The following is a 22,175-nucleotide window of genomic DNA, read 5'->3' as shown; positions in this document are numbered from 1 at the left end:
GGAGCTTTATAAAATGAGTTTGAAAAAGACGAATGTAGAAATAACTCTTAATTCCAGTGATATTTGCGAAGTAATTGTTGGAGATAGCAAACTTGATATTGATCCTATAAAGGGAAAGGATATTAGCGAATGGTTTACACCAATTAAAGGGCGAGTGACTTGGGCGGGGATAGTCGAAGAAATTAAAAACATGTTGGAAGATGAAGAAGTGGAAATATGCTTTGTCTTTCATGGAAGTGAAAAGGACAAGGCTGTTTTTGAAGAGTGTTTAAAGAAGAATGGGTATTATAACGTAGATATTAAATATTCATTATCTATTGAAGAATTGTACCGTAAGGCAAGAAGATTTGAATATCTTGGAAAGCCAGATGAGGCAAAGAATGTTTATTATTTATTGGCACAAAAAGGTAATGCCGAAGGGCAGTTCAAGTATGCCGAAATTATAGTAAATATGTTGAAGGATCATAATGGAATTTATACAGAACAGGAAGTAAAACAAGCACTTATGTTCTATAAAAAAGCAGCTGAGCAAGGACACGTAAAAGCTATGTTTCATTTAGGAGAGTGTTATAGAGATGGAATTGGCACTAATGTGAGTCCGGAAGAGGCTGTTGTATGGTTTGAGAAAGCAGCTAATGAAGAATGCGCAGAAGCAATGCAGGCTTTGGCTTGCTGTTATCTATGTGGATATGGAGTGGAAAAAAATGTACCAGTAGCGATAAATTATTATAAGGACGCCTCTGATAAAGGGGATGATATATCTTCATTTGAAGTAGGAAGATTATTCCTTTTTGGAGAGGACATAGCTGCGGATCAAGATGAAGCAATAAAATACTTACGTAGGGCTGCTGAGAAGGGGGATGCTGATTCCCAATACTTATTGGGATGTGTACTTAATTCTGACGAGGCAGTGAAATGGCTTGAAAAAGCTGTTGCACAAAACCATGCGTCAGCCCAACGTGTGCTAGGTTCGCGTTACCTTAAAGGGGATGGTGTTCCTAAATATGAGGAATATGGGGTTGAGCTGTTAAAAAAGAGTGCTGATCAAGGAGATTTAGATGCACAGGTCGTACTAGGTTGCTGCTATTTTCGTGGAATTGGGGTTGAAGAAGATATATTTAAAGCAGTAAAAATGCTCGAAACCAGTATATGTAATGGATATGAAAATTCGGAGATGCAAAATGTACTTGGGTTATGTTATTTGAACGGAACAGTAGTAGAAAAAAATAGTGTTCTAGCGGTGCAGTGGTTTGAAAAAGCATCAGATCAAGGTTTTGCAGAAGCGAAAAGAAATTTAGCAGAATGCTATGCAAATGGTGATGGTGTAGAAAAAGATGGAGCTATAGCAGTAAAGCTTTTTAAATGTGCTGCTGAACTAGGAGATATAGAGTCATTTGTCTATTTGGGAGATATATATTTTAATGGAAGAGGTGTAGAAAAAGACGAGAAGGAGGCTAATGCTTGGTTTAAAAAAGCAGCTGAACTAGGGCATTCAGTGGCACAGGTTAATTTGGGTTGCCATTATTTATGTGGAGCTGGTTGTGAGAAGAATGAAGTTTTGGCGGTAAAATGGTTTCAGAAAGCAGCAGCTCAGGAAAACATAGATGGCATGTACTTTTTGGCGGGCTGCTATATGTACGGAATTGGTACAGATAAAAACATAAATAAGGCGTTTGAGACATATAAAACAGCTGCTTTGAAAGGACACGCTTCTGCTCAATATCATTTAGGAGATTGCTATCTTCATGGAATTGGAGTTGAAGCAGATAAAAATAGGGCAATAAAATGGATGCAAAAGTCGGCTGATCAAGGATATCCTCAGGCTCAATTTAGCGTAGCATGTTATTACGGAAATAATGGTGATGTTGAAAATGCATTGCACTGGCTGAAAAAGGCCAGCGAGAACGAAGAAAATGATCCTGAATTATTATATAATGTCGCAAACCTTTATGATTGCTTACTAATGCCAAAAGGGCTGAGAGATAAACTGATGAAGCCTACGCTGTTTAATGTTTTGGGAATAGTAATAGCAGAAAAAAAACATTATAAAGACATTGTTAATACTGTAGCTGGTCAAGAAATGATGCAACTTTACATAAAGGCTTCTGATCATGGGTCGGATAAAGCAAAGGAAATGATAAAGAAAATTCAAAACATGAAATAGGATGTGAGGAAAAATGGGCGAAATAGTTGATAAACGCAATTATGATGAACTTAATAAGTCCTTGATGCTTACAAGGAATACCGTTTATAAAGAATATCTTGACTACTTATCATATTATACCTTGGTTTTTCCAAATGAATTACTTGTTGATGAAGATCCTGGAAGATGTATCAGAATGTTTCAACTAAAACAACTTACCTGCAAAAAAAATGAGGATGTCTTCCAAAAGCTTTCAACTGTTTATAATTCAGCATCTTCGTTAGGATGCAGTGTTTTTCTTGTTATAGATTCAATAGGTATAGATGAAAAGGTTAATATTTATATGGGAGTAAGAGCTCCAAATTATATAGGCGATGATTTAGAGACGGTTTTGAGTACCTCGTATAGAGCATTGAAGGAGGGGTTTATTAGCAATTTCCCTGGAAGCAGATATACAAATGTATCAGCATCTAGCAAGATTCCATCTCTTTTGAATGATATATTTAGGGATAAAGTAAACACTATTTCTTCTGTGTCATGTGTGGCTTCTATTAGGGATAAGAATAAGACTGAAAAGAAAGACTTTGTACAGGGGATTGAAAAACTAATTGATGCAATGCATGGTAAACCATATACAGCTTTATTCATTGCAGAGCCAATTGGTCCACAATCAATGACAGAGATGAGGCTGGGGTATCAGAATATTTACAGTTCGCTTTCATCATTCAAAAAGAGTACATGGACATATAATGAAGGCGAAAGTAGTTCAGTAATGAATAGTATGAGTCATGGTATATCGCAGACGATTACAGAAGGCGTTACACACACAAAAAGTCATACATTGGCCCAAACTAGAGGTACAGCAGATACAATTAACATTAATGCAAATATTGGTGTTAATAGCTCGAAATCGGCTGAAATGGGAAAGAATTCATCGATTAATTCACCAACAAAAAAATCGAAAGCAGGGGAGCTTATTAAAGGAGTCTCTGGGATTGCAGCTTCTATTCCGGTTTCAGCAATATCAATTCCAGGTGTTGGTGCGGTGTTAGGGGTAGTAAAGGCTGCAGGTTTAGTAGGAGGAATAGCGGGTTCTTTAATGCAAGGCAGCACTGCGACAGAGGGGATAGCAGAATCTATTGGCAAGTCTTTAGGGGTTAACGCTGAAATAGGTGGAGGTTATTCGCATGCTGTTAATGAATCTGAAACTGTAACTGACGGATCCACAGATAGTGATAGTTTGAATAAGTCAGATGGAAGAGTAGATACTACTACTGAGGGAACAACAAACACGACACAAAGCGGAAAAGCGTTGCAAGTTGAATTAATAAACAAAAATATCGAGGAAATCTTAAAAAGAATTGATGAACAATTGCAAAGAACTCAGGAATGCGAAGACTATGGAGCATATAGCTGTGGGGCTTATTTTTTGTCTAGTAAGAGGGAAAATTCTCTTTTAGCAGCTAATACATATAAAGCATTGATGATGGGAGAAGGTACATCAATAGAGCGAGGAGCGGTTAACACTTGGAATGATGAAGATATAGTAGTTAGCATGAAAGAATACTTACGACGTTTTGCACATCCTATATTTGCAATGCCTATAGATGAGCAAAACGAGGGTGTGTATATAACGCAAACACCAGGTACTATTGTAAGTGGATTGGAATTGCCATTGCATTTGGGGTTGCCAGTAAAATCTGTAATTGGACTTCCGGTTTTAGACCATGCAGAATTTGGTAGAAATATATGTGAATCTTTATATGCTTTTAATGTAGGAAAACTTTACCATATGGGACAAATAGAAAAAGAAATAGATGTTGTAGTAGATATTAACAGTCTCACTAAGCATACATTTATTACGGGATCTACTGGTTCTGGAAAGTCCAATACTATATATAAATTACTTGAAAATGCAGAAAGCAAGAATATCAGCTATCTTGTGGTTGAACCAGCTAAAGGAGAATATAAAGATATTATAGGTAAACGAAAAGGGGTTGTTGTCTTTGGAACAAATCCGAATATTGAAAATATTCGGATGCTTAGACTTAATCCATTCAGATTCCCAGCACATATACACATTTTAGAGCATTTGGATCGCCTAGTTGAGATTTTTAATGTGTGTTGGCCTATGTATGCAGCAATGCCCGCCATTTTGAAAGATGCGATTGAACGATCATATATAATGGCTGGGTGGGATTTGGAAAAATCAACAAATAAATATGATGAGAAGATTTTTCCTACATTTACTGATGTTGTTAGGCAGATAAGAATAGTTTTAGGCCAAAGTGACTATTCTGCTGAAAACAAAGGTGATTATATAGGATCACTAGTTACTAGGCTTAAGTCATTAACGAACGGAATAAATGGACTGGTATTTACGACAGATGACCTTTCAGATTGTGAATTGTTTGATCAGAAAGCTATCGTTGACTTAAGTAGAGTTGGGGCTTCAGAAACAAAATCTTTAATTATGGGAATTCTTGTGCTAAAGCTGCAGGAGCACAGGATGGAAGAAAGAGCTTTAGGAGCTAATTTAAACGATGAATTAAAGCATATCACTGTTTTGGAAGAAGCTCATAATCTTCTTAAACGCGTATCAACGCAACAAACATCTGACTCATCTAATATGCAGGGTAAAGCCGTGGAAATGTTGGCTAATTCAATAGCTGAGATGAGAAGCTACGGGGAGGGATTTATTATCGCAGACCAAGCCCCGGGATTGCTGGATATGTCAGTAATAAGAAACACTAATACAAAAATAATATTACGATTACCTGATTTTTCTGACCGTGAATTGGTTGGGAAAGCGTCGGGATTAAATGATGATCAGATTATTGAGTTATCTAAACTTGAAACCGGAGTTGCTGCCATTTCTCAAAATGATTGGCTAGAACCAGTATTGTGTAAGGTTGATGCATACGTCGATGATGCTGTAATGAGTGAGGATTCGAAAAACTATCAGAGTATTTCTGTGAATAGTGATATAGTTGGTAAACGTCTGCTTGATAATATAATGCATGAGAATATTTTACTGAAAGGCGAAAAAGGCGATATTATTAAGTTAAAGGAACAAATTCTTAGGTCTAAATTGGATACCTCTGTAAAATGTGATTTTATGAATTATATTAATGCAAGTGACGATATACAGACAAGTGCTTTGCGGACACTTGTTTACGATTATTTTAAAGCAGATCAAGCAATTGAAAAATCTAAGGAAATAAGCGATATCACTGAATGGGTTAAGTCTGTGAAAGAAAACTTAATACCAAATTTGACCAATTATTCACACTGGCAAATTGATAGAATTATGAATCTGATAGTACAGGAACAATCGCTGAGAGATCCAGGCTATAATGATATTCTTTGCCGTTTTAAAGAGCTTATTGTGGATTTAGGAGGTACTTGCTAATGAGTGAAATTCCTGTTAATGAGCTGAAAGAAACATTCAAAATTGAAACAGAAAACTACAAAGACATAAAACCTGAGGGAGAAAGCATTCCTGATGAGGCAAGGAAAGCCCTTGATGATTTTTTTAAACAAGGGAATGATGCTGGTGAAACAGATGCGATAGTTAACCCACATGAAGAAATACAAGATGGTAAGAAGTTTTATTATGATGATAATGGAACTTTGTATAGGGTTAACGATGAGCTGGCTCCAAATGCTGAATATGAATTAGATGGCCAGAAATATATTACTGATGAACGGGGGCGCATTATTTCAGATAAAGATATAACTCATGATAAAATGGGAAATAAGCTTGATATGAATAATGGACTAAATGAGGATCTTCCCAGAACACCATTTAGCAATGGAGAGTGGGAAGGTGAAAGGGGAAATTCTATATGGCATCCAGATAGAGAATACGTGCCTCCGGAAAAGAGCAAGGAAGGGACTAAACCATATAGCAATCCTGAGAATAAAACATGGGGGGAGCTGCTTGATAAATATGGGATTGATGGTATCGAGTTTAAAAATGGCTTCCCTGACTTTAGCGATATTTCCCGAGGGACCGTAGAGATAGAAGGGTTTGAAACAGGAGGCAATGCTGAAAAAAATAGAAATTTCAATAAGGCGTATGTAGCACTTGCTGAGCAGCGAGGATGTTCTCCGTATGATGTTAAAGCGTGGATGAGTGCGAATAATTATACGTGGCATGAGTGCGAAAATAAGCAAACCATGCAAAAAGTACCAAATGAAATACATGCTAATATTCCTCATGATGGAGGCAGATCTCAAGAATAGGAGACTAATATGAACAATAGAGTGTTCGGAGAAGTAAAATTTAATATGGGCTGGGAAACAAGTCTATCATTAGTGATTTTCGGGCTTGGATATAAAATTACAGTAAGTGCGGATTCATTCTATGAAAATGATTTAATTACTGAAGCACAAGAAAATGCATATTCTGATTTCCTTAGAAATAGAGATGAGTGGATTAAAAGAACTGAGGAGGCATTGTTGAATTATGATGGAAATGCTGAGAAAAAATATAAACCAGCTTTATTAAAGATAGATAGAGATGGGACTATGGCAATGCTTTTTGATGATACTGAAAATGTTGAAGATGGAATAGCTATATGTCTTACTCCTAAAATGGAAGCAATTCCGGTAGATGCTTATTTATAATGCCAGAGGCTCTTTTTCTATTGGAGATTAACCAGAAATAATATAGGGGAATATGGTATGGATATAGATGAGATGAAAAGCTGTTATAAATATTTTTCATTGAAAAATGAATACACATACAAGAATATTGAAAACGAGCAAATTGCATTCACATATATACCTAACCTAAACGATCCATGCGAAGCAGTGGTAAGACTGGGCATTTTTGATGAGTGCCAAGATTATTTTGAAAACATTGGGAAGAAAGAAACACTTACTTATATTGAGAATTGTGATGATGTTCGTGATATATTGGTAAAAGAATATAGACTTCTATGTGTGGCTCAATGTTACAAACAACCTTTGATGTGGGCGCATTATGCAGATGGGCATCGCGGGGTATGTATAGAGTATGATATGCAGGATATTAAAAAGAAGATATACACTATTGATACTGTATCGTATGTGCCCGAAATACCAACTATAAGTGATGATATCAAAAATTACCTAACTGAAATTTTAATGTATAAGTCATTAGATTGGGAGTATGAAAGAGAAATCCGTGCTATTTACAAAATAGAGCCGAAAGATCGTATTACAATGACATACCACTGTAAAAATGAGTATGACAGAAAGGAAGAATCTATTCCTGTAAACTATGCATACTATGACGATAGTAGTTATGACGATAATTATGAAATTATATTGGCGAAAAAGGCTGTAGTAATACCTTGCAAAATAAAAAACATTTATCTGGGTATTAATATAGACCAAAAGGATATTGAAAAAATAAAAGAAAAAATAGGTGCAAAGAAAATAGGGCTTTATAAAATGAATTATAAAGACGAGTGTTCATATGAACTAGAAGCTGAAGATTTGAGATAAATTTTTCAGCTTCGGTTTTATGAGACCGCTCTTTCAGAACTCGTCCATTAAACATTTTATAGTTTTTGTTAAACCGACATGTGATAACTATTTCAATTAATGTTAGGCAAAAGTCTAGATAACTTCTTCAATTAATAGTAGGGCGGTTGAATTGGATATCTTAGGCTGGCGTAAAAGAATTGTTTTACACGTATTTAAGATTATTCATTGAATATAATGCATGGATGGACTTGAATGGGAAATAAAATTTCAAAAGGGAGAAATTCATACTTTTTGAGATTTTTCTATTTAAAAGCAGAAAAACGAATTTAGAAGAAATTTATAGATTCTGAAAAAAAAGTAATTATCTAGGTTTACACGTTACAGTTCAGACCCTAGCTTGAGATACGAAGACCGGTAGACTACACTTGATTCATCAAGTCGATCTACCGGCCTTTTGTCTATCGAAGATCTTCGATACACTGTCATATACGCTGGATTCTGAATCCTGTCTTAATGACAGAAGCATGCTCATGCTCTGACAAAGGTAATCAATGCTCGCATCCGAGCGGAAACTCATGACTTGGTGTTGCTTGCGTTTATAGGCACGCAAAAGACGTTCCGCCATTTATGCGGAATTCCGCATAAATGGCGTTATGCGAACCTTTTGTTTATGCGAACTTTCTAAGTTACAGCACAAACTGTCTTATGAAATCATGAAAAAGTTCGCATAAAATGAGAGAATGAAATCACCAGTTTATCCTATTTCGAAGGAGGTGATTTCATGGATGTTTTCCAGACCAATTCTTCTATTGTTTTGAAATATCTGTCAGAGAATAATGCTAGTCCAACTTTATGCTGTCTTTCTCATTCTTGTCTTTCAAAGCTTGGAAAATTCCTGCATGATAATTCAATTTCATATTCATTGGATGTAGCAAAAGAATGGCTTTCTCAATTATCGCTGTGCACCAATACAATCCAGACATATGGCAAAGCAATTCGCCAGCTTGATGATGTTTATAAATATGGGCATGTGAGCTTTGCCAATCGAATACAAAGTATGATACTCTCAGAGCAGTTCAGTGGTGCTGTTTCCGATTACCTGTCCGACATATCCGGCAAATATAGTAAAAAGCATCTGCCAAATATCCGTATCCGGTGCAAATATTTCCTTGAATACATGCAGGTTGAACATCAGCATTCTGAAATAAGCGAAATGACATATACAGATGTTCTTTCGTTTCATGCAACAGCGTTAAAGCGACTCTCCAAAGCCGATTATGGCATGTATAAGGGCACCATTGCAAACTTTCTCAGATGGCTTTCAAAGAAAGGTGCCTGCCCTATTGGCTTTTCAATGCTCCTTTTTATGAACCATGCAGAAAAAGTTTTTATGCTCAGGGATTTTTCCAATAAAACCGCATCATATATCAATGCAATAGGCACTTCATGCCTCACGGATTTTTCTCCGGACGAGTTCTATACTGCATCTTTGGACTTTTGTATGGAATTAGAAAATCTCGGATATGCAGATACAATGAGAACTACAGCCAGAACAGCGCTTGATCTGCTCTATCTGTTCCTTGACATGAATCAGCTTGGGTATGATCCAAAACTTGTAAACGAATGGTTCAATGAAAAAGGTGATTTTTGCTTTAAGAAAAACAAATATATGGCACGCAGGATATTTGCTCTTTTTGAGGTGTTCACTAAAGAAGGAACCATAATCGCAACCCACTATTTCATCCATAGACCCCTTCTTTGTGATGGACTTCCTGACTGGTGCCGAAGAACTCTTGATCAGTTTTTATTACAGAAAGAACGTGACAATCTTGCAGCATCTACTGTCTGTATGTATCGCTCATCGATTACAAGATTCTGTTTTTTTATTGTTGATAATGGTATATCTTCTTTTAGTGAGATTACACCAGAATTATTGAAAAGATTCAATATCTCAGATATCCATTCTACCCCGGAGGGCAAGAATGCTTATAATGTAAGAATTCGAAAATTTCTCTTTTATCTTGCTGATAACTGCTATACTGACAACTACTTTCTTGGAAATGCTCTTCCATGCGTTCATGCACCGTCTACAAAAATCGTAAAAACACTTACCCCTGATGAATCGTATGCTTTAGAAAACTACATAGATGAAGATTATTCTCTCGGCCTAAGAAACCATGCCATTGCATTGATAGGGTTAAAAATGGGTTTAAGAGGCTCTGACATAACCGAACTTACCTTTGAACAGATTAACTGGAGATTAGGAGCAATACGCTTCATACAGAAAAAGACTTCGGTAGAAAGAGTACTGCCAATGCCAGTAGAAGTCGGTAATGCATTATATCGTTACATAACTGAAGGCAGGCCGGATAGCAAGAGTAAATATGTATTTATAGTGCATAAAGCTCCTTATGGCAGGGTAAAAAGAAATATCTGTAGAAGAATAATTCAAAAGGTATTTCCAGAGGGGCGTGATGACGGCTATGGTTTTCACATCACACGCAAAACATATGCAACAGAAAGGTTCAGAAATCATGTGGGATACACTGAAGTAGCCTATCTTATAGGACATACAACAGATGAAACTGTTAAAAAATATATATCCCTGGATGAAGAGCGTATGCGCCTTTGTCCTATTTCTCTTTCAGAATCCGGGATTACCATGAAAGGAGGATTCCGAAATGCATAAGGATTATTTAAGAAAAAGTGTCGTGGCGGATTACATTTCCGGATTATTAGAAGAAAAACGTTCTATGGGATTCAGCTATGTATTTGAAGAATACCTGCTAAATGAATTTGATAATTACTGCATTATCCACGGATTAGAAAATCCATGCTTTGACCGAGATTTCCTTGAGGAATGGTTAAAAACTCTCCCTGATGAAAGTCCGAGTTATCATGGTCAACGAATCTCCTTTATCAGACAGCTGGCTCTTTACATGAACGGACTTGGAATAAATGCATATATACCTGTAGAAAGTGTCAGTAAGGGATATCCTGTACCTCATTTTCTCAGTTCGGAAGAGATAAACGATTTCTTCATTTCCCTGGATAATGATACTCCCAAAGTTACTGCTACTTATGCATGGAGAGCATGGAATGAATACAGGGTTATATTCAGACTGTTATATAGCTGTGGCATGCGTAATTCAGAAGCATGCTGCCTAAGAACCGAACACGTTGCTCTCGATAGAGGCTTCCTTGAAATATATCATTCAAAAGGCAGAAAAGATCGTCTTGTTTATCTTACTGACGATATGCAGGAGCTTCTGATACAATACCAAAAATATCTGTCTGACACTCTTGGTTTTATTCCGGATTGGTTTTTTCCATCACCGGATCCCTCAAAGCACATACACAAATCAACTCTTGATAGTCGCTTCAACAGGGTATGGTCTGGAACTCAGCACGCTGCACGCACTAATAAGAAGCCAACGGTACACAGCCTTCGCCATAGCTTTGTGGTGGACAGAATGAACTCATGGCTTGAGTCCGGCCTGTCGTTTGATGAAATGCTCCCTTATCTAAGTAAATACCTTGGTCATAGTGGTGTTGAAGAATCATTGTATTACTATCATTTAAGTGAAGAAGCTAACATTATCATTCGCAGGAAAGACCGCATTGTCGGCAGGGTACTCCCGGAGGTAAGTAAATATGGGGCATAAGGATATTTTACCGGACAGACTGTTTTTCTCAAGAACCTCTGATTTTTTGGATGTTTATCTTGTAAAACAGTGTGGACGAAGTGAAAAAACAAGGGAATCCTATCGGGATTCACTTACCGTATTCAAAAGATATGTGCTAACAACCGGCAAGGATATTTTAAGCTTTCTATATACTGACTGTACTTATAACTTCCTGCTGGGTTATAAAGAATACTTGTCATCCGAGCTGAAATACGAACCGGCAAGCATAAATCATAGACTTGCGACAATAAAAACATACATAAAGTATTCATACGGATGTGATATCTCTCTACTGCAGACTTATATATCAACTGCATCGGTGCCATTTAGCAAAGTTCCTAAAGTGCAGAGAGACATACTTGATGAAAAGGCGATAAGCTGCCTGCTTGACCAACCACCTGCATCGAAAAAAGGGTTGAGGGATACAATTATCATGTCCCTACTATTTGATGCAGCCATTAGGCTTGAAGAACTTCTGTCTCTGACAAGAGGAGACATTTATCACAATGATGGATTTACATATCTTCTCATACATGGCAAAGGTAACAAAGAAAGAAAAGTTTCGTTGGATCAGAGAACTTCTTCTTTGCTTGAAGCCTACCTGGAACAGTATCATCCTGATAAAAATGACCTGAAAAAACCTCTGATTTATACGACAATCAAGGGAATCACAAAGCCTATGTCTCATAGGAATGTACAGAAGATGATCAAAAAATACGCCGAAAGGCTTTCTGGTAATGATGAGAAATCCATTTCTGTATATCCTCATCTCTTAAGAAGGAGTCGGGCCAGTGGCTTATATCAGAATGGAACCCCTATTGAATTAGTTTCAAGATTTCTCGGACACAGTTCTGTTGAGACTACAAAGGATCATTATGCATTTCCTTCACTTGAGCAGCTACGGAAGGCAATGGAAGCTGGGACACAATCTGATGCTGACAAGAAGCCATTATGGGCTGGACATGAGGATGAATTATCAAAACTGTGTGGGTTAAGATAAAAAAATTTATGCGAACTTTTCTGAATGCAATAAAGTTAGTAATTAGTATCAGCAGAAAAGTTCGCATAAACAAAAGGTTCGCATAACGCCATGTTATTGTTGTGCGGAACTCTTATATCATGTAAAAACAGCAGATGGCTGGACCTATACTTCGCCATGCGTCTGTATAAGTTATAGCCTTCTCTATAGTATTTACTGGGTGGAATGTATTCGTATTCTTCTCGGGCTTCTTCCAGGATGCTGTCATATCTTTCTTCAAATGCCATGACAGTTTTTTTATCAAATCCTGTGGTTTCATCAATACCATTTCGGTAATGAACCATCTCCCGCAGAAGTTTATACATCTTCTTATTCCATTTCCGGTCAGGCTCATTCTGTATACTGTCTTTACAGTATCTCAGGATATGAGCAATACATTCCTGATGGCCACTGCCATAATTATAAAAGGTGGTGTCATGGTCATGGATGAATATCGCTGACTGGTTAAGGTCGACAGGGGTATCTTTTATTCCTGCATGGCCTTTGTTTTCCCTGAAATAATACTGGGCAGTCCCATCCGGAGCAGCAACAATAAATACAAATCGACTGCTTCCATTGCTTCTGGCATTGGTGTTATCTGTATGGAGTACAGGCTTTTGCATCAGTGATGCAAAAAGCTCTTTCTTTTCCTTATCCGTTTTCATGGAGAATTCTTTGGAAAGACCATTGACCATACCTTTTGAAATGCTCAGCTTTCCGTCAGTGAGATCTGAAATAAGCTTTATGGTCTTGTCTATGGAGACACAGCATTCATTATTAAGGATGAATGCAAGTGCTTTGACACTGCCGCCATAGTTTACGTCATTGGCATATCCTTCAGGGAACTGCGCATGGCATCTTTCGCCCGTTTTTGAATTATAGTAGACTTCAGCAGCGTATTCGTTTACATCCAAGAAGAACCTCAGATTTATCATCTGTTTACGGATGACTTTGCCGGTTTTCTTGAAGTCAGGATCTTCGAGTACTTCTTCCGGTGGAGGCAGCATAATAACTGGCTCTGATACAGCCTGCTTTTTCCGGCCGTGGCCTTTGTGCCCAGGCTGACCGCCTGGACGCCTGCCGCTTTTTTCTCTGCTGTTGGATATTTTCTTGTGATTGGGAGACTGGGAGGATGGTTTAGAAGAGTTTTCATAATCTCTGTTGATCTGAGCCGTCAGTTTAAGATTTTTTCCCTGTTCTTCTTCGAGCTTAGTTTTTACTTCATATAATTCACGTCTTTGTTCGGCAACCTTGTCCAGGGCAGCATCTCGCTGCTGCTCCACCAGGATGATGCGCTTCTCGAGCGCTCTGATCCTGGCATCTTTAGCAGCGATTTCTTTCTGATGATCCTTGTAGACATCTTCAATGGTGTCCCACCATTTATTTCTGACATCTATAGTCTGTGCGTGAGCCTTGGACAGCTCAACTTCAAGTTTGTGTATGCGGCATTCTTCAGTATGAAGCATGCTCTTATACTGAGCATCCATCTGCAGATACTTTGATCCATTCTTGAAGGCATCAACCTGTGCCTGAAGATTCTTGACGCGGTACTGTAGAGTTGTAATGAATTCATACTGATAGTTGTTCATAGAAGTGATTACTTAGCCTTTAACTGTTTTATTTCTGCTTTGAGAGATTTGATGAGTACTTCCTGTGCTTCACATTTCTTTTGAAGCTTTTCATACAGCTTTTTATAGTCGGGTTCCTTTTCTTCGGCGCCCTCGGTATTTCTGTGTCTCCCATCAGTGGGGACTATTTCACCGGTTTCAGGATCAATCCTGCCGATCAGTGTTCTTTTTGCCCGACTCTGTTTTTTTTCTTTGTCCCAGTATGCCTTGGATTCATACACGTAAGTGATACCGGTTCGTTTGTCTAACTGCTTGATTATGCCCATGGCGTGCTCCTTTCGAAGATACATCGTTACGTTTATATTATATACCATAACGATGTGAAATGCAATAGAAAAACCCAGAAAAAGTCAGATTTTTTCTGGGCTTGCGACCATTTTAATAGGTGATTTTTAATCGTTAGGGTTGTGTGTCAAGATAGGGTCTGAACTGTAACGTTTACACAATTATTTAGAATAAGCAAACGATTGACTATTACATAGTATATGGTATGGTATTTATACTAATATTGATTCGACCCACTGCTGGATAGCGGAGGGTCCAGAATCTTTTTTTGGAGCTATGCGCTTTTGCGCGTTAATGCGTTACTTCGTTAAAGGAGAATTTAACGAAGTGATATTATGCCAAACTGGTGTTCACTGCTATTTCACTGGCTTTATCACAATTTTTGAAAAACTTAACGCGACTTTTGAGCCCTTGAAAGGGACAAAAAAGTCGCGGTTACTATTTCAATTATTCTATAAAAATCTTATTGTTATGCATATTTAAGCCATTTTCTTGCGTGTCCCCGTAATCAAAATTGGTCTCGATACAAAACCTATCGCTGATATAATTTTCCATAGCTTGTGTTCTCTAATCACTTAATTCCTCTAGGTACTAAAACTTGACGGAATTCTTTTTGTAGCAGGTACAGTTTTCTAATCACTTAATTTCTCTAGGTACTAAAACATTGTGACGGATATATTTATGAGGATTATGGTTTTCTAATCACTTAATTTCTCTAGGTACTAAAACTCGTAACGGATTGTCCGTGTCTCAGGAGCGGTTTTCTAATCACTTAATTTCTCTAGGTACTAAAACTACTACGCCGTTCTCGTCCTTTTCACCGTGTTTTCTAATCACTTAATTTCTCTAGGTACTAAAACGGTGGAGGTTGACATTGAGGAAGGCGAAGGTTTTCTAATCACTTAATTTCTCTAGGTACTAAAACGAAATCAACGCCCTCCCTATGGATATGATTGTTTTCTAATCACTTAATTTCTCTAGGTACTAAAACCCATCTCTGTGTTGGGAATCCAACCATCAGGTTTTTCTAATCACTTAATTTCTCTAGGTACTAAAACCAGTAGCAGACATCGTAGCTGACGGATTTGTTTTCTAATCACTTAATTTCTCTAGGTACTAAAACTCAGCAAGGTATGTAGTCTGCATCTCAGAGTTTTCTAATCACTTAATTTCTCTAGGTACTAAAACACCAAATATAGTATGATAAAATATCACATACAATATATAGAACGTCTTCTATTATTGAACATGAAATTACAGGCATTTCAACACCTCCTACATAAACATTTTACCATATATTAGCTATGCATAAACTCTAATTCTGGATTTTTATGAGCCCTTAACCATTTACTTTTTATTCCCATGGAATCATTAATCATTTTTAATATAATTTGGCTTTCAAGAGGTATTGCTGATTCATTCATCCCAATATATTGAATAATGCTGCATAATATATTTGCTAAATCATTGTTTGAAAAGCTAAATGATATAGGATAGTTTTCATTTATAAATTTCTTCAAGTGTTCATCACCATCAAATGAGAATATTTCATCATTTACAACATTTACATTTTCTATCGATTCATTTGAATAATACAAATATCCCTGCATGCTTGAAGTAAAGAAAAAATAAGCGCTACTCTCATTTGATATTTTTTCGCATTTTTCAACGATATTACGATATTGTTCAATAGTTAGTACATGATCGATATTCTCAAAAACATACATTCTTTTTTCTGGCAGCTTAACCTGATATTTTCTGATCATATTGACTACTTCGTTAACTAATTCATATTGCGATAACTCGTGTATATCTCTTCCATCACATATTTTTACATCGGCCTTTGTAAGTATAGAGAACAATTCTTCTTGCTTATATTGTAATTCTATATTTCCGTCAGCCATTATTTCTTTATTGATCCTACCAAAAATATTCAAGAGCAGATTATCAATTTCATATAGTTCTTTTTGACTCTCAAATTCTAATAACTGCGCCTTGATTATTTTATCCAATACGCTTTTCTTTCCTATCTGCAAAAACATTATATAGTCTTCAATTATAGAAAATTTTGCACACTCCCACTGTTTCCTCCCTGGAAGCTTCCCATTAATTTCTATGTTATCTAAGTACTTTTCTTCATAATCAGCATATTTTTCGGTTGAAAAGAACTTGCAGATAGATTTTACAATATAATTTTTTAGTATAATATTTTGACCACAAACTTGTGTAATTGGTCCATAGTTGATTGTATATTTTGAAATTCCTTCTTTTACTGATAAAATCATATGATTATCATCCTCTCCATTCCAAGCGCTGTTTCAGAAAGCTTTTTACTTCCAACTAAAAGTTTCATATCTTCATATTGTTTTTCAGTTACTGTCAATAACCGTACATTTCCTTCTTTAGGAACGAACTTCTGTATTCGCTTTTCTAACTGATTGGCAAATTCTCTGTTTGGGCATGTTCTTACATATACAGAATACTGAATCATGATGAATCCCTCAGACATAATATCTTTGCGGAATTTTCTGTATGCCCGTTGCTCTTCGGATGTTTCAACGGGAAGGTCAAACATGCATAGCATCTTCATATATTTAGTCACCATCCTTTTCTCCTATGTAATTATCTATTTCAGGGAACACAACATCTTCCTTATTTCCTGACAAAAAAGCAGCGTAGGAAGAAACATATTCTTCCAGCATATTTGCCAAATACATTTTCTGATTCTTATAGAAAACCTTATGATTTAGTAAATTCACCAATTTCCTTCGGTGTTCACAGGTGAAAAACTTTTCATCTTTTAATAATTCATAAGATAACAAGTCCACAAATGGTCTTACCGGCTCCATCAAATCATCAACAAGATTAAATCTGTTAAACTCATTTTTATGATGTATCCCCAATTGACTGTTAAGCCCATACGCAACACATAGCCTTGCTATGTATGCTCTTATAACAGCATATCCATAGTCCAGCCCCGAGTTTAATAAAATGTCATCATTTCCTCTAGAGGGAGAGGTTCCCATGAGAGTATTGAAATATACCTTCGCAGAATGAGCTTCCCTGTTGGAAGGGTCGCCATCAGCCAAATCATTTGACCAATTATTTAGTTTATCTATAGCATCCTGGGAAAAATTGTATTTTTTCAGAACTTGCATTTGATTGCTTATCTTATGAAATATTATCTGCTTCCAAAAAGAATCATAGAACTGCTGATCTTTTCCAATTTGATTTGTCAGCATTTTGGACACTCTGCTATGGTTGTCATAGGAGCAATAAAAACCTATAGGCAGGTGTTCCATGTTGCATATTATCACTCCGATATTATGCTCTGCTAATGTACTCATAAGTCGTACAGTAAATTGGATTTTCAAATTATCAATTACTATTACTGATATATCCTCTAAAGGAATCCAAATATCACCGTCACCCTTGTTAATCAATAAATTATTGTACTTTAGTTGCAAAGAAACTTCGCTTTCTATCATAACCACACGGAAAGCCATAGCACCTCCTAAGCACGAAAAAAGGATGCCCGTCGGCATCCTTTAATCTCGGCATAAAGCCTTATTTTAGTAGGTCTAAAGAAATTAAGTGATTAGAAAAAATCTTCAACCTACAGTTATAATAATCCAATCCGACTTCTATATCAAGTGAATATTTATTTATGTCCCACAACAAAATCGAAATTTTCCATACTATTTAAATAACGATTCCCAAGTATATCCACTCGTATTTTTCTTATTCTGCTAGTCTTAGCTAACCCCACTAAATTTCGTTTTTCAAATTTTGCAGCTTCCAATGGCTTAGTTTCAATATAATTGCTCACTTTTGGCATTGTTCGCGATAAAAATCTTTCTACATATATTTCGCCATCTTTTTCATACTCTATTATCTCATTTTTATAAAATGATAGCTTAAATTCATAACCAAGCTCTGTTAAGTCACTTCTTCCTTTTCCTTCCGGCACTATTTTTTCCTGAACGAGTGCTGCTGCGTATTTATCCTCATCGATTACATAGCTATCACCTTGGCACTTAATGTCTGAATACTTTACACCAACAAAATAATACCTATTGTCCTTAGTGTTATAATATACATCCATTCTGTAAGGGTTTAAAGAATCGAGAATTACCTTTTTACTACCCTTTTTATATCCATACTTATGAGAAATATCGATACAGCTACCAACCTCACCATCTTCATAGCGAAGTTCACATACCTTTGGTCCATTATTCGTTTTTGAAACTTTCTTAATAACATCACCAGTCTCTGATTCATATTGGACAAATGGGTTTTTGGAGTCTGAATAATCCTTATAAATCTGAAGCAGCCATTCAAATGTTTTTGGATCATTCCTATACATCAAAAAGCGTTCTAGTTTACCTTTTTCTACGATCCCTTTAAATTTCTTTATCCCATCATCTGTCCGAATATCAAGTTTGCTGATCTTTACTGTCTTGCCATCCAGATTTCTGGTACCATAAATAGTCTGGTTGCAAAGCCCTCTATTGCTTTTCCTATTTACCTGATACCAGTATTTATTCTTTTCAGCTGCTATTTCTATATTTTTCTTTATAGTCATCCACTTATTTTGATAAGTGGTTTCACGATATGCTACATCATTTTCAATAAGCTTCTCATAGCCTTTCTGATCTACAAATTCGCCATGTTCATAATCAATATACTTCTCTGTAAGTTTATGATATGCATCATACCCCATTTGAGAAAAAGCTATAAGCATAGCATCAACAGCATGATGCACATATGACTCCTCTCTATTCTTTTCTATCTTTAGATTCATTCGCATCTGATGTGTAAAGGTTCCTCTAACAACCTTCACCTTCGTGTCGCACTCTTTTGAACCAAAGAAAGACTGTAATGAATTAAGTATTACCTTTGAAGCATATCTTGTATCATTTATATTTCTGCTAATAAATCCCTGTAAAACATCAATTTTATATATGTCCTCTGAGAATAAAAGATTATCTCTCTTCTTACCATATATTGTTCCCTTATAATTACTAAGAACAAAACTCATGTATTCATGGAAATCCCATTCTCTATTAACATTGGACAGGTATGCCATTGGCGTTCTGTTACCCTTATTCTGATTTTCAGCAGCGTATACCAACACTTTATTGGCTCTACTATCATCAAATGAAATGGATAATGGGATAATATGATCCACCTCAAACATATTAGGATTATTTAAAAGGTCATCAATCTTTATATGTTTCCCTGAGTAAGGACATGTTTCATTCTGTTCATTCCACAACCTAAGTTTAAGTCCAAGTTTACTATGGTTCTTAAAATCCGCATCAGTTATTTCAATACCATATTCTGACTTTACTTTTTTTATTATTCCACCAAGCTCATTCTCATTGTTCTTTTGAAAATCTGCTATGCGCTTTTTCTCTTCTTCTGAGTTTTTATCTCTTGGCATCTCTATAACAACTCTATCCGGATAGCCATATTTCTTAATAAGAGCATTCAAAACTCTGACAGTAATCCTTACAGTTTTAGCAACCACAGGATTATAGATTTCTTCTGTTATTAGATCAGACGGAATCTTATCATACTCAACAAATCTCTCATCCTTAGTTTTAAATACTCCCATATCAGTAAGCAGTTGCATCTGATTCTTAGGCTGCGCATATAATTCAGGAATCAATTCCTTCATGATTCTTATACCAAATGACTGCCATTTGCTAAATAATGAGCCATTTCTTTTCCTGGTTGCGATAAGCACATCCCTGACTTCATCAGGAACTACTATTCTTTTCTCTTGAAGTCCGTTTTGAATTGATTTTCGGTCAGTATTAAGAGTCAACACTTCTCCTATAGCATCCAACTCATCCGTAGACAAAGTCTCTATATCAAAATCTATTTCTTCCAGTGCTTTTCTTAACTTGTTATAAGCCTCAAAAGAATGAAAAATTTCTTTTTCATTCTTATCTATTCTTGCGCCGGTCATATTCATTGAGTTTGCTTTTGTTCCAATGACTTTTGCAATAATGTTCTTCATATTGACGGTTTTAGCATGTTTAACAGCATCAACAATCTGACATTTTTCCTGCTCATCTAGTTTTCTTCCATCAATTACAAGATTATTCAGATCATTTAAAAGATTAAATTCCTGTGCAGTATAAGTAGCCCCGGCAGCTCTTCTCTCATCAGGATATACACTACACTTTCCAATCAATTTATCAAAAAGATTCTGCTCAGTATGATAAGTACCATCTTCATTTTTTTGTGTAGTGTATACACCATAATCTGTTCTGGATTTTTTGTTACCCGGCCCAATATAATATTCTCTTTTTCTTGAAAAGATTTTTAAGTATTCATCAATAAACTTTTTTGTTACTTTCTCATTTGACATAGATTGTACGTCTAATAGCTTCTGAATTTCTTTTTCATACGCACTTGTTGTGAATACATTTCTAAGAGTAAGCGGTTCCCCACCTTCTTGGATAGTAATATTCCCCCTATAAGCACCATATTTCTTATAGCGCTCCCACTGAATCTCACAAGGCAATTTTGTCTTTAATTGATTTTCGTTATAAGCAATGCTTGCAGCATAATCCCCAGATGCATTTTCATCATCTGCATCATCCAAATACGAAATTCCCCTATGTTTCAGGCTATTTAAAAGAACATGATAAAGCTCATCTTCTGATAATTTATCATTCATGCCTTTAATCCTATACTGAAGCACCTCGTTCAATTCATTTGAAGGAACCTCGAAACCACTCTTCTCCCACAGTTTTCTGAAATCACTAATTCTGGTCCTGCGACGCCTTGACAACCTTCTTCCCTGCCTAAAGCCTCGTCTTTCAACATTATTTGCAGATTCTGCTGCAGGAAAAATATTTGAGCATGATTCTAATACCTCATATTCATCATTGACTACAGCCCATCCTAATGAAGCCACACCAAGATCAAGTCCTATTGTATATCCCATATAAAGCCTCCTGCTATTACATTTATAAAAATCATTAAAAAAATTATAATATAACAATCCGAGTATTGCTTTCATTTTCAAATAATTTCTTGAATGAAAGCAAACATATATATGTTTTTCTGCTCTATCCCACTTATATGCTATGGTAACGATGATATTATTTCCTATACTAGCAGAATGTCCCTGCTATTTTTTAATTACATATGAGTTTCATAAAAGTTTTTATCACACATCCAAATGATAAACCAACGCATCAGCATCATTACCAGTTATCTGCTTGAAGGCCCTTATATAAGCATTAAGCTGTGAACTATACTTCTCATCAAGCTCTGTCCCGTCAGCATTTGTAGTACTATACCGATATCGGCATAGTACTACAAACAGCATTGAATCCCTGAATGCTACATACCGTAAGCTCAACCGTCAGCGGAGTGTATTTCCAAGTGATCAGGCCCTTTTAAAAGCGCTATACCTTTCAACATTTGAAGCCACAAAAAAATGGACCATGCCGATCCGAAACTGGGGTAAGGTCTATGGTGAACTTCAAATCATGTATGAAGGAAGACTTCCTGAATAATAAAAAATCTCTCTGACTCTGTTCTTATGGACAGAGCCAGAGAGCCTTAGTGCGATTATCTTCCAATTTATTCTTCCATCAAGGATTATGTATTACATTTCTCTTTCCACTATTGGCAGTTCCTCTTACTTCTTCGTGGTAAAAGTAATCTACGATTGTTGGATGTCCTTTCTCTACTCTCTCATACGGAGTTTCATTATCAACAAACCTGCAATCATACTTTTTAGCCAGCTCTTCTGCTTTCTTTTCCAGCGCTTCAAAATAGCTGCGGTTCTTTTTGTTATAAATTTCGTCATACAGCGGCACCAGATCCGGATGTTTATCGGAAATGTATTTCATGATATCTGCCTTAAAACCTCCGCGAAGATTCAGATTCTCAAGCCATACAAGGTCACA

Annotated in this window: 15 protein-coding genes, 2 pseudogenes and 1 CRISPR repeat array; of the genes and pseudogenes, 9 read left to right on the top strand and 8 right to left on the bottom strand. The window is 36.3% G+C overall.

The window, feature by feature from the left end; all coding sequences use genetic code 11:
* Positions 1-13 precede the first annotated feature (13 nt).
* The 8 genes from G602_RS0105955 (at position 14) to G602_RS0105920 (ending at position 12,307) form a co-directional block, all read left to right on the top strand.
* Positions 14-2,164: a tetratricopeptide repeat protein gene (locus tag G602_RS0105955; RefSeq protein WP_026658162.1), complete on the top strand. Its 2,151-nt coding sequence runs from the start codon at positions 14-16 to the stop codon at positions 2,162-2,164.
* Between the two features lie 13 nt (positions 2,165-2,177).
* Positions 2,178-5,555 carry an ATP-binding protein gene (locus tag G602_RS31335; protein WP_049945081.1) on the top strand — a complete coding sequence of 1,126 codons (3,378 nt, stop codon included), beginning with the start codon at positions 2,178-2,180 and terminating at the stop codon, positions 5,553-5,555.
* Entirely contained in the window at positions 5,555-6,391 is an 837-nt protein-coding gene (locus tag G602_RS28630) for an HNH endonuclease signature motif containing protein (protein ID WP_049945080.1), read from the top strand. Before G602_RS31335 ends, G602_RS28630 begins: the two co-directional genes overlap by 1 nt.
* A gap of 9 nt (positions 6,392-6,400) precedes the next feature.
* A complete protein-coding gene (locus tag G602_RS0105940) occupies positions 6,401-6,775 on the top strand; it encodes a DUF6985 domain-containing protein (RefSeq protein WP_026658161.1) in 375 nt (124 codons plus the stop codon).
* Between the two features lie 57 nt (positions 6,776-6,832).
* The gene (locus G602_RS0105935) at positions 6,833-7,639 is read left to right on the top strand and encodes a DUF2971 domain-containing protein (protein WP_026658160.1); all 807 of its coding nucleotides are present in this window, start codon (positions 6,833-6,835) and stop codon (positions 7,637-7,639) included.
* A gap of 763 nt (positions 7,640-8,402) precedes the next feature.
* Positions 8,403-10,310, top strand: coding sequence for a tyrosine-type recombinase/integrase (locus G602_RS0105930; protein ID WP_026658159.1), 1,908 nt, complete (start codon positions 8,403-8,405; stop codon positions 10,308-10,310).
* Positions 10,303-11,286 carry a tyrosine-type recombinase/integrase gene (locus G602_RS0105925; protein ID WP_026658157.1) on the top strand — a complete coding sequence of 328 codons (984 nt, stop codon included), beginning with the start codon at positions 10,303-10,305 and terminating at the stop codon, positions 11,284-11,286. Before G602_RS0105930 ends, G602_RS0105925 begins: the two co-directional genes overlap by 8 nt.
* On the top strand, positions 11,276-12,307 hold the full coding sequence (locus tag G602_RS0105920; RefSeq protein ID WP_026658156.1) for a tyrosine-type recombinase/integrase: 1,032 nt from the start codon (positions 11,276-11,278) through the stop codon (positions 12,305-12,307). The genes G602_RS0105925 and G602_RS0105920 overlap by 11 nt, the downstream gene beginning before the upstream one ends.
* 35 nt (positions 12,308-12,342) lie before the next feature.
* Here the strand turns inward: G602_RS0105920 and G602_RS29700 are convergent, their stop codons facing one another.
* The 7 genes from G602_RS29700 to G602_RS30150 all read right to left on the bottom strand — a co-directional run bounded on the left by G602_RS29700 (position 12,343) and on the right by G602_RS30150 (position 21,589).
* Positions 12,343-13,914 carry an IS66 family transposase gene (locus G602_RS29700; RefSeq protein ID WP_242835497.1) on the bottom strand — a complete coding sequence of 524 codons (1,572 nt, stop codon included), beginning with the start codon at positions 13,912-13,914 and terminating at the stop codon, positions 12,343-12,345.
* Between the two features lie 8 nt (positions 13,915-13,922).
* The gene (locus tag G602_RS25405; protein ID WP_026658155.1) at positions 13,923-14,219 is read right to left on the bottom strand and encodes a hypothetical protein; all 297 of its coding nucleotides are present in this window, start codon (positions 14,217-14,219) and stop codon (positions 13,923-13,925) included.
* A 581-nt stretch (positions 14,220-14,800) separates the two neighbouring features.
* Positions 14,801-15,426: direct repeats of the CRISPR family, unit length 36 nt; unit sequence GTTTTCTAATCACTTAATTTCTCTAGGTACTAAAAC.
* 110 nt (positions 15,427-15,536) lie between these two features.
* On the bottom strand, positions 15,537-16,523 hold the full coding sequence (csn2-St, locus tag G602_RS0105900; RefSeq protein ID WP_026658153.1) for a CRISPR-associated protein Csn2-St: 987 nt from the start codon (positions 16,521-16,523) through the stop codon (positions 15,537-15,539).
* Positions 16,520-16,843, bottom strand: a complete 324-nt coding sequence (cas2, locus tag G602_RS0105895) for a CRISPR-associated endonuclease Cas2 (RefSeq protein ID WP_196808600.1) — start codon at positions 16,841-16,843, stop codon at positions 16,520-16,522. The genes csn2-St and cas2 overlap by 4 nt, the downstream gene beginning before the upstream one ends.
* Entirely contained in the window at positions 16,833-17,744 is a 912-nt protein-coding gene (cas1, locus tag G602_RS0105890; RefSeq protein WP_026658151.1) for a type II CRISPR-associated endonuclease Cas1, read from the bottom strand. The genes cas2 and cas1 overlap by 11 nt, the downstream gene beginning before the upstream one ends.
* 155 nt (positions 17,745-17,899) lie before the next feature.
* The gene (gene cas9, locus G602_RS0105885) at positions 17,900-21,202 is read right to left on the bottom strand and encodes a type II CRISPR RNA-guided endonuclease Cas9 (RefSeq protein WP_026658149.1); all 3,303 of its coding nucleotides are present in this window, start codon (positions 21,200-21,202) and stop codon (positions 17,900-17,902) included.
* Between the two features lie 225 nt (positions 21,203-21,427).
* Positions 21,428-21,589 (bottom strand): hypothetical protein, encoded by a 162-nt coding sequence (locus G602_RS30150; protein ID WP_155829702.1) that lies wholly within the window; start codon positions 21,587-21,589, stop codon positions 21,428-21,430.
* Between G602_RS30150 and G602_RS29695 the strand changes: the two are divergent.
* A pseudogene (locus tag G602_RS29695) lies at positions 21,576-21,779 on the top strand (transposase); the annotation flags it as partial. The gene G602_RS30150 and the pseudogene G602_RS29695 overlap by 14 nt on opposite strands.
* Before the next feature lie 78 nt (positions 21,780-21,857).
* Here G602_RS29695 and G602_RS0105875 read toward each other — a convergent pair.
* Positions 21,858-22,175: pseudogene (locus G602_RS0105875) on the bottom strand (radical SAM mobile pair protein B); the annotation flags it as partial.

The organism is Butyrivibrio sp. AC2005, assembly GCF_000424145.1.
GTDB lineage: Bacteria > Bacillota > Clostridia > Lachnospirales > Lachnospiraceae > Butyrivibrio.
The sequence above is the reverse complement of the archived record's forward strand: the minus strand, read 5'-3'. Positions and strand labels throughout refer to the sequence as shown.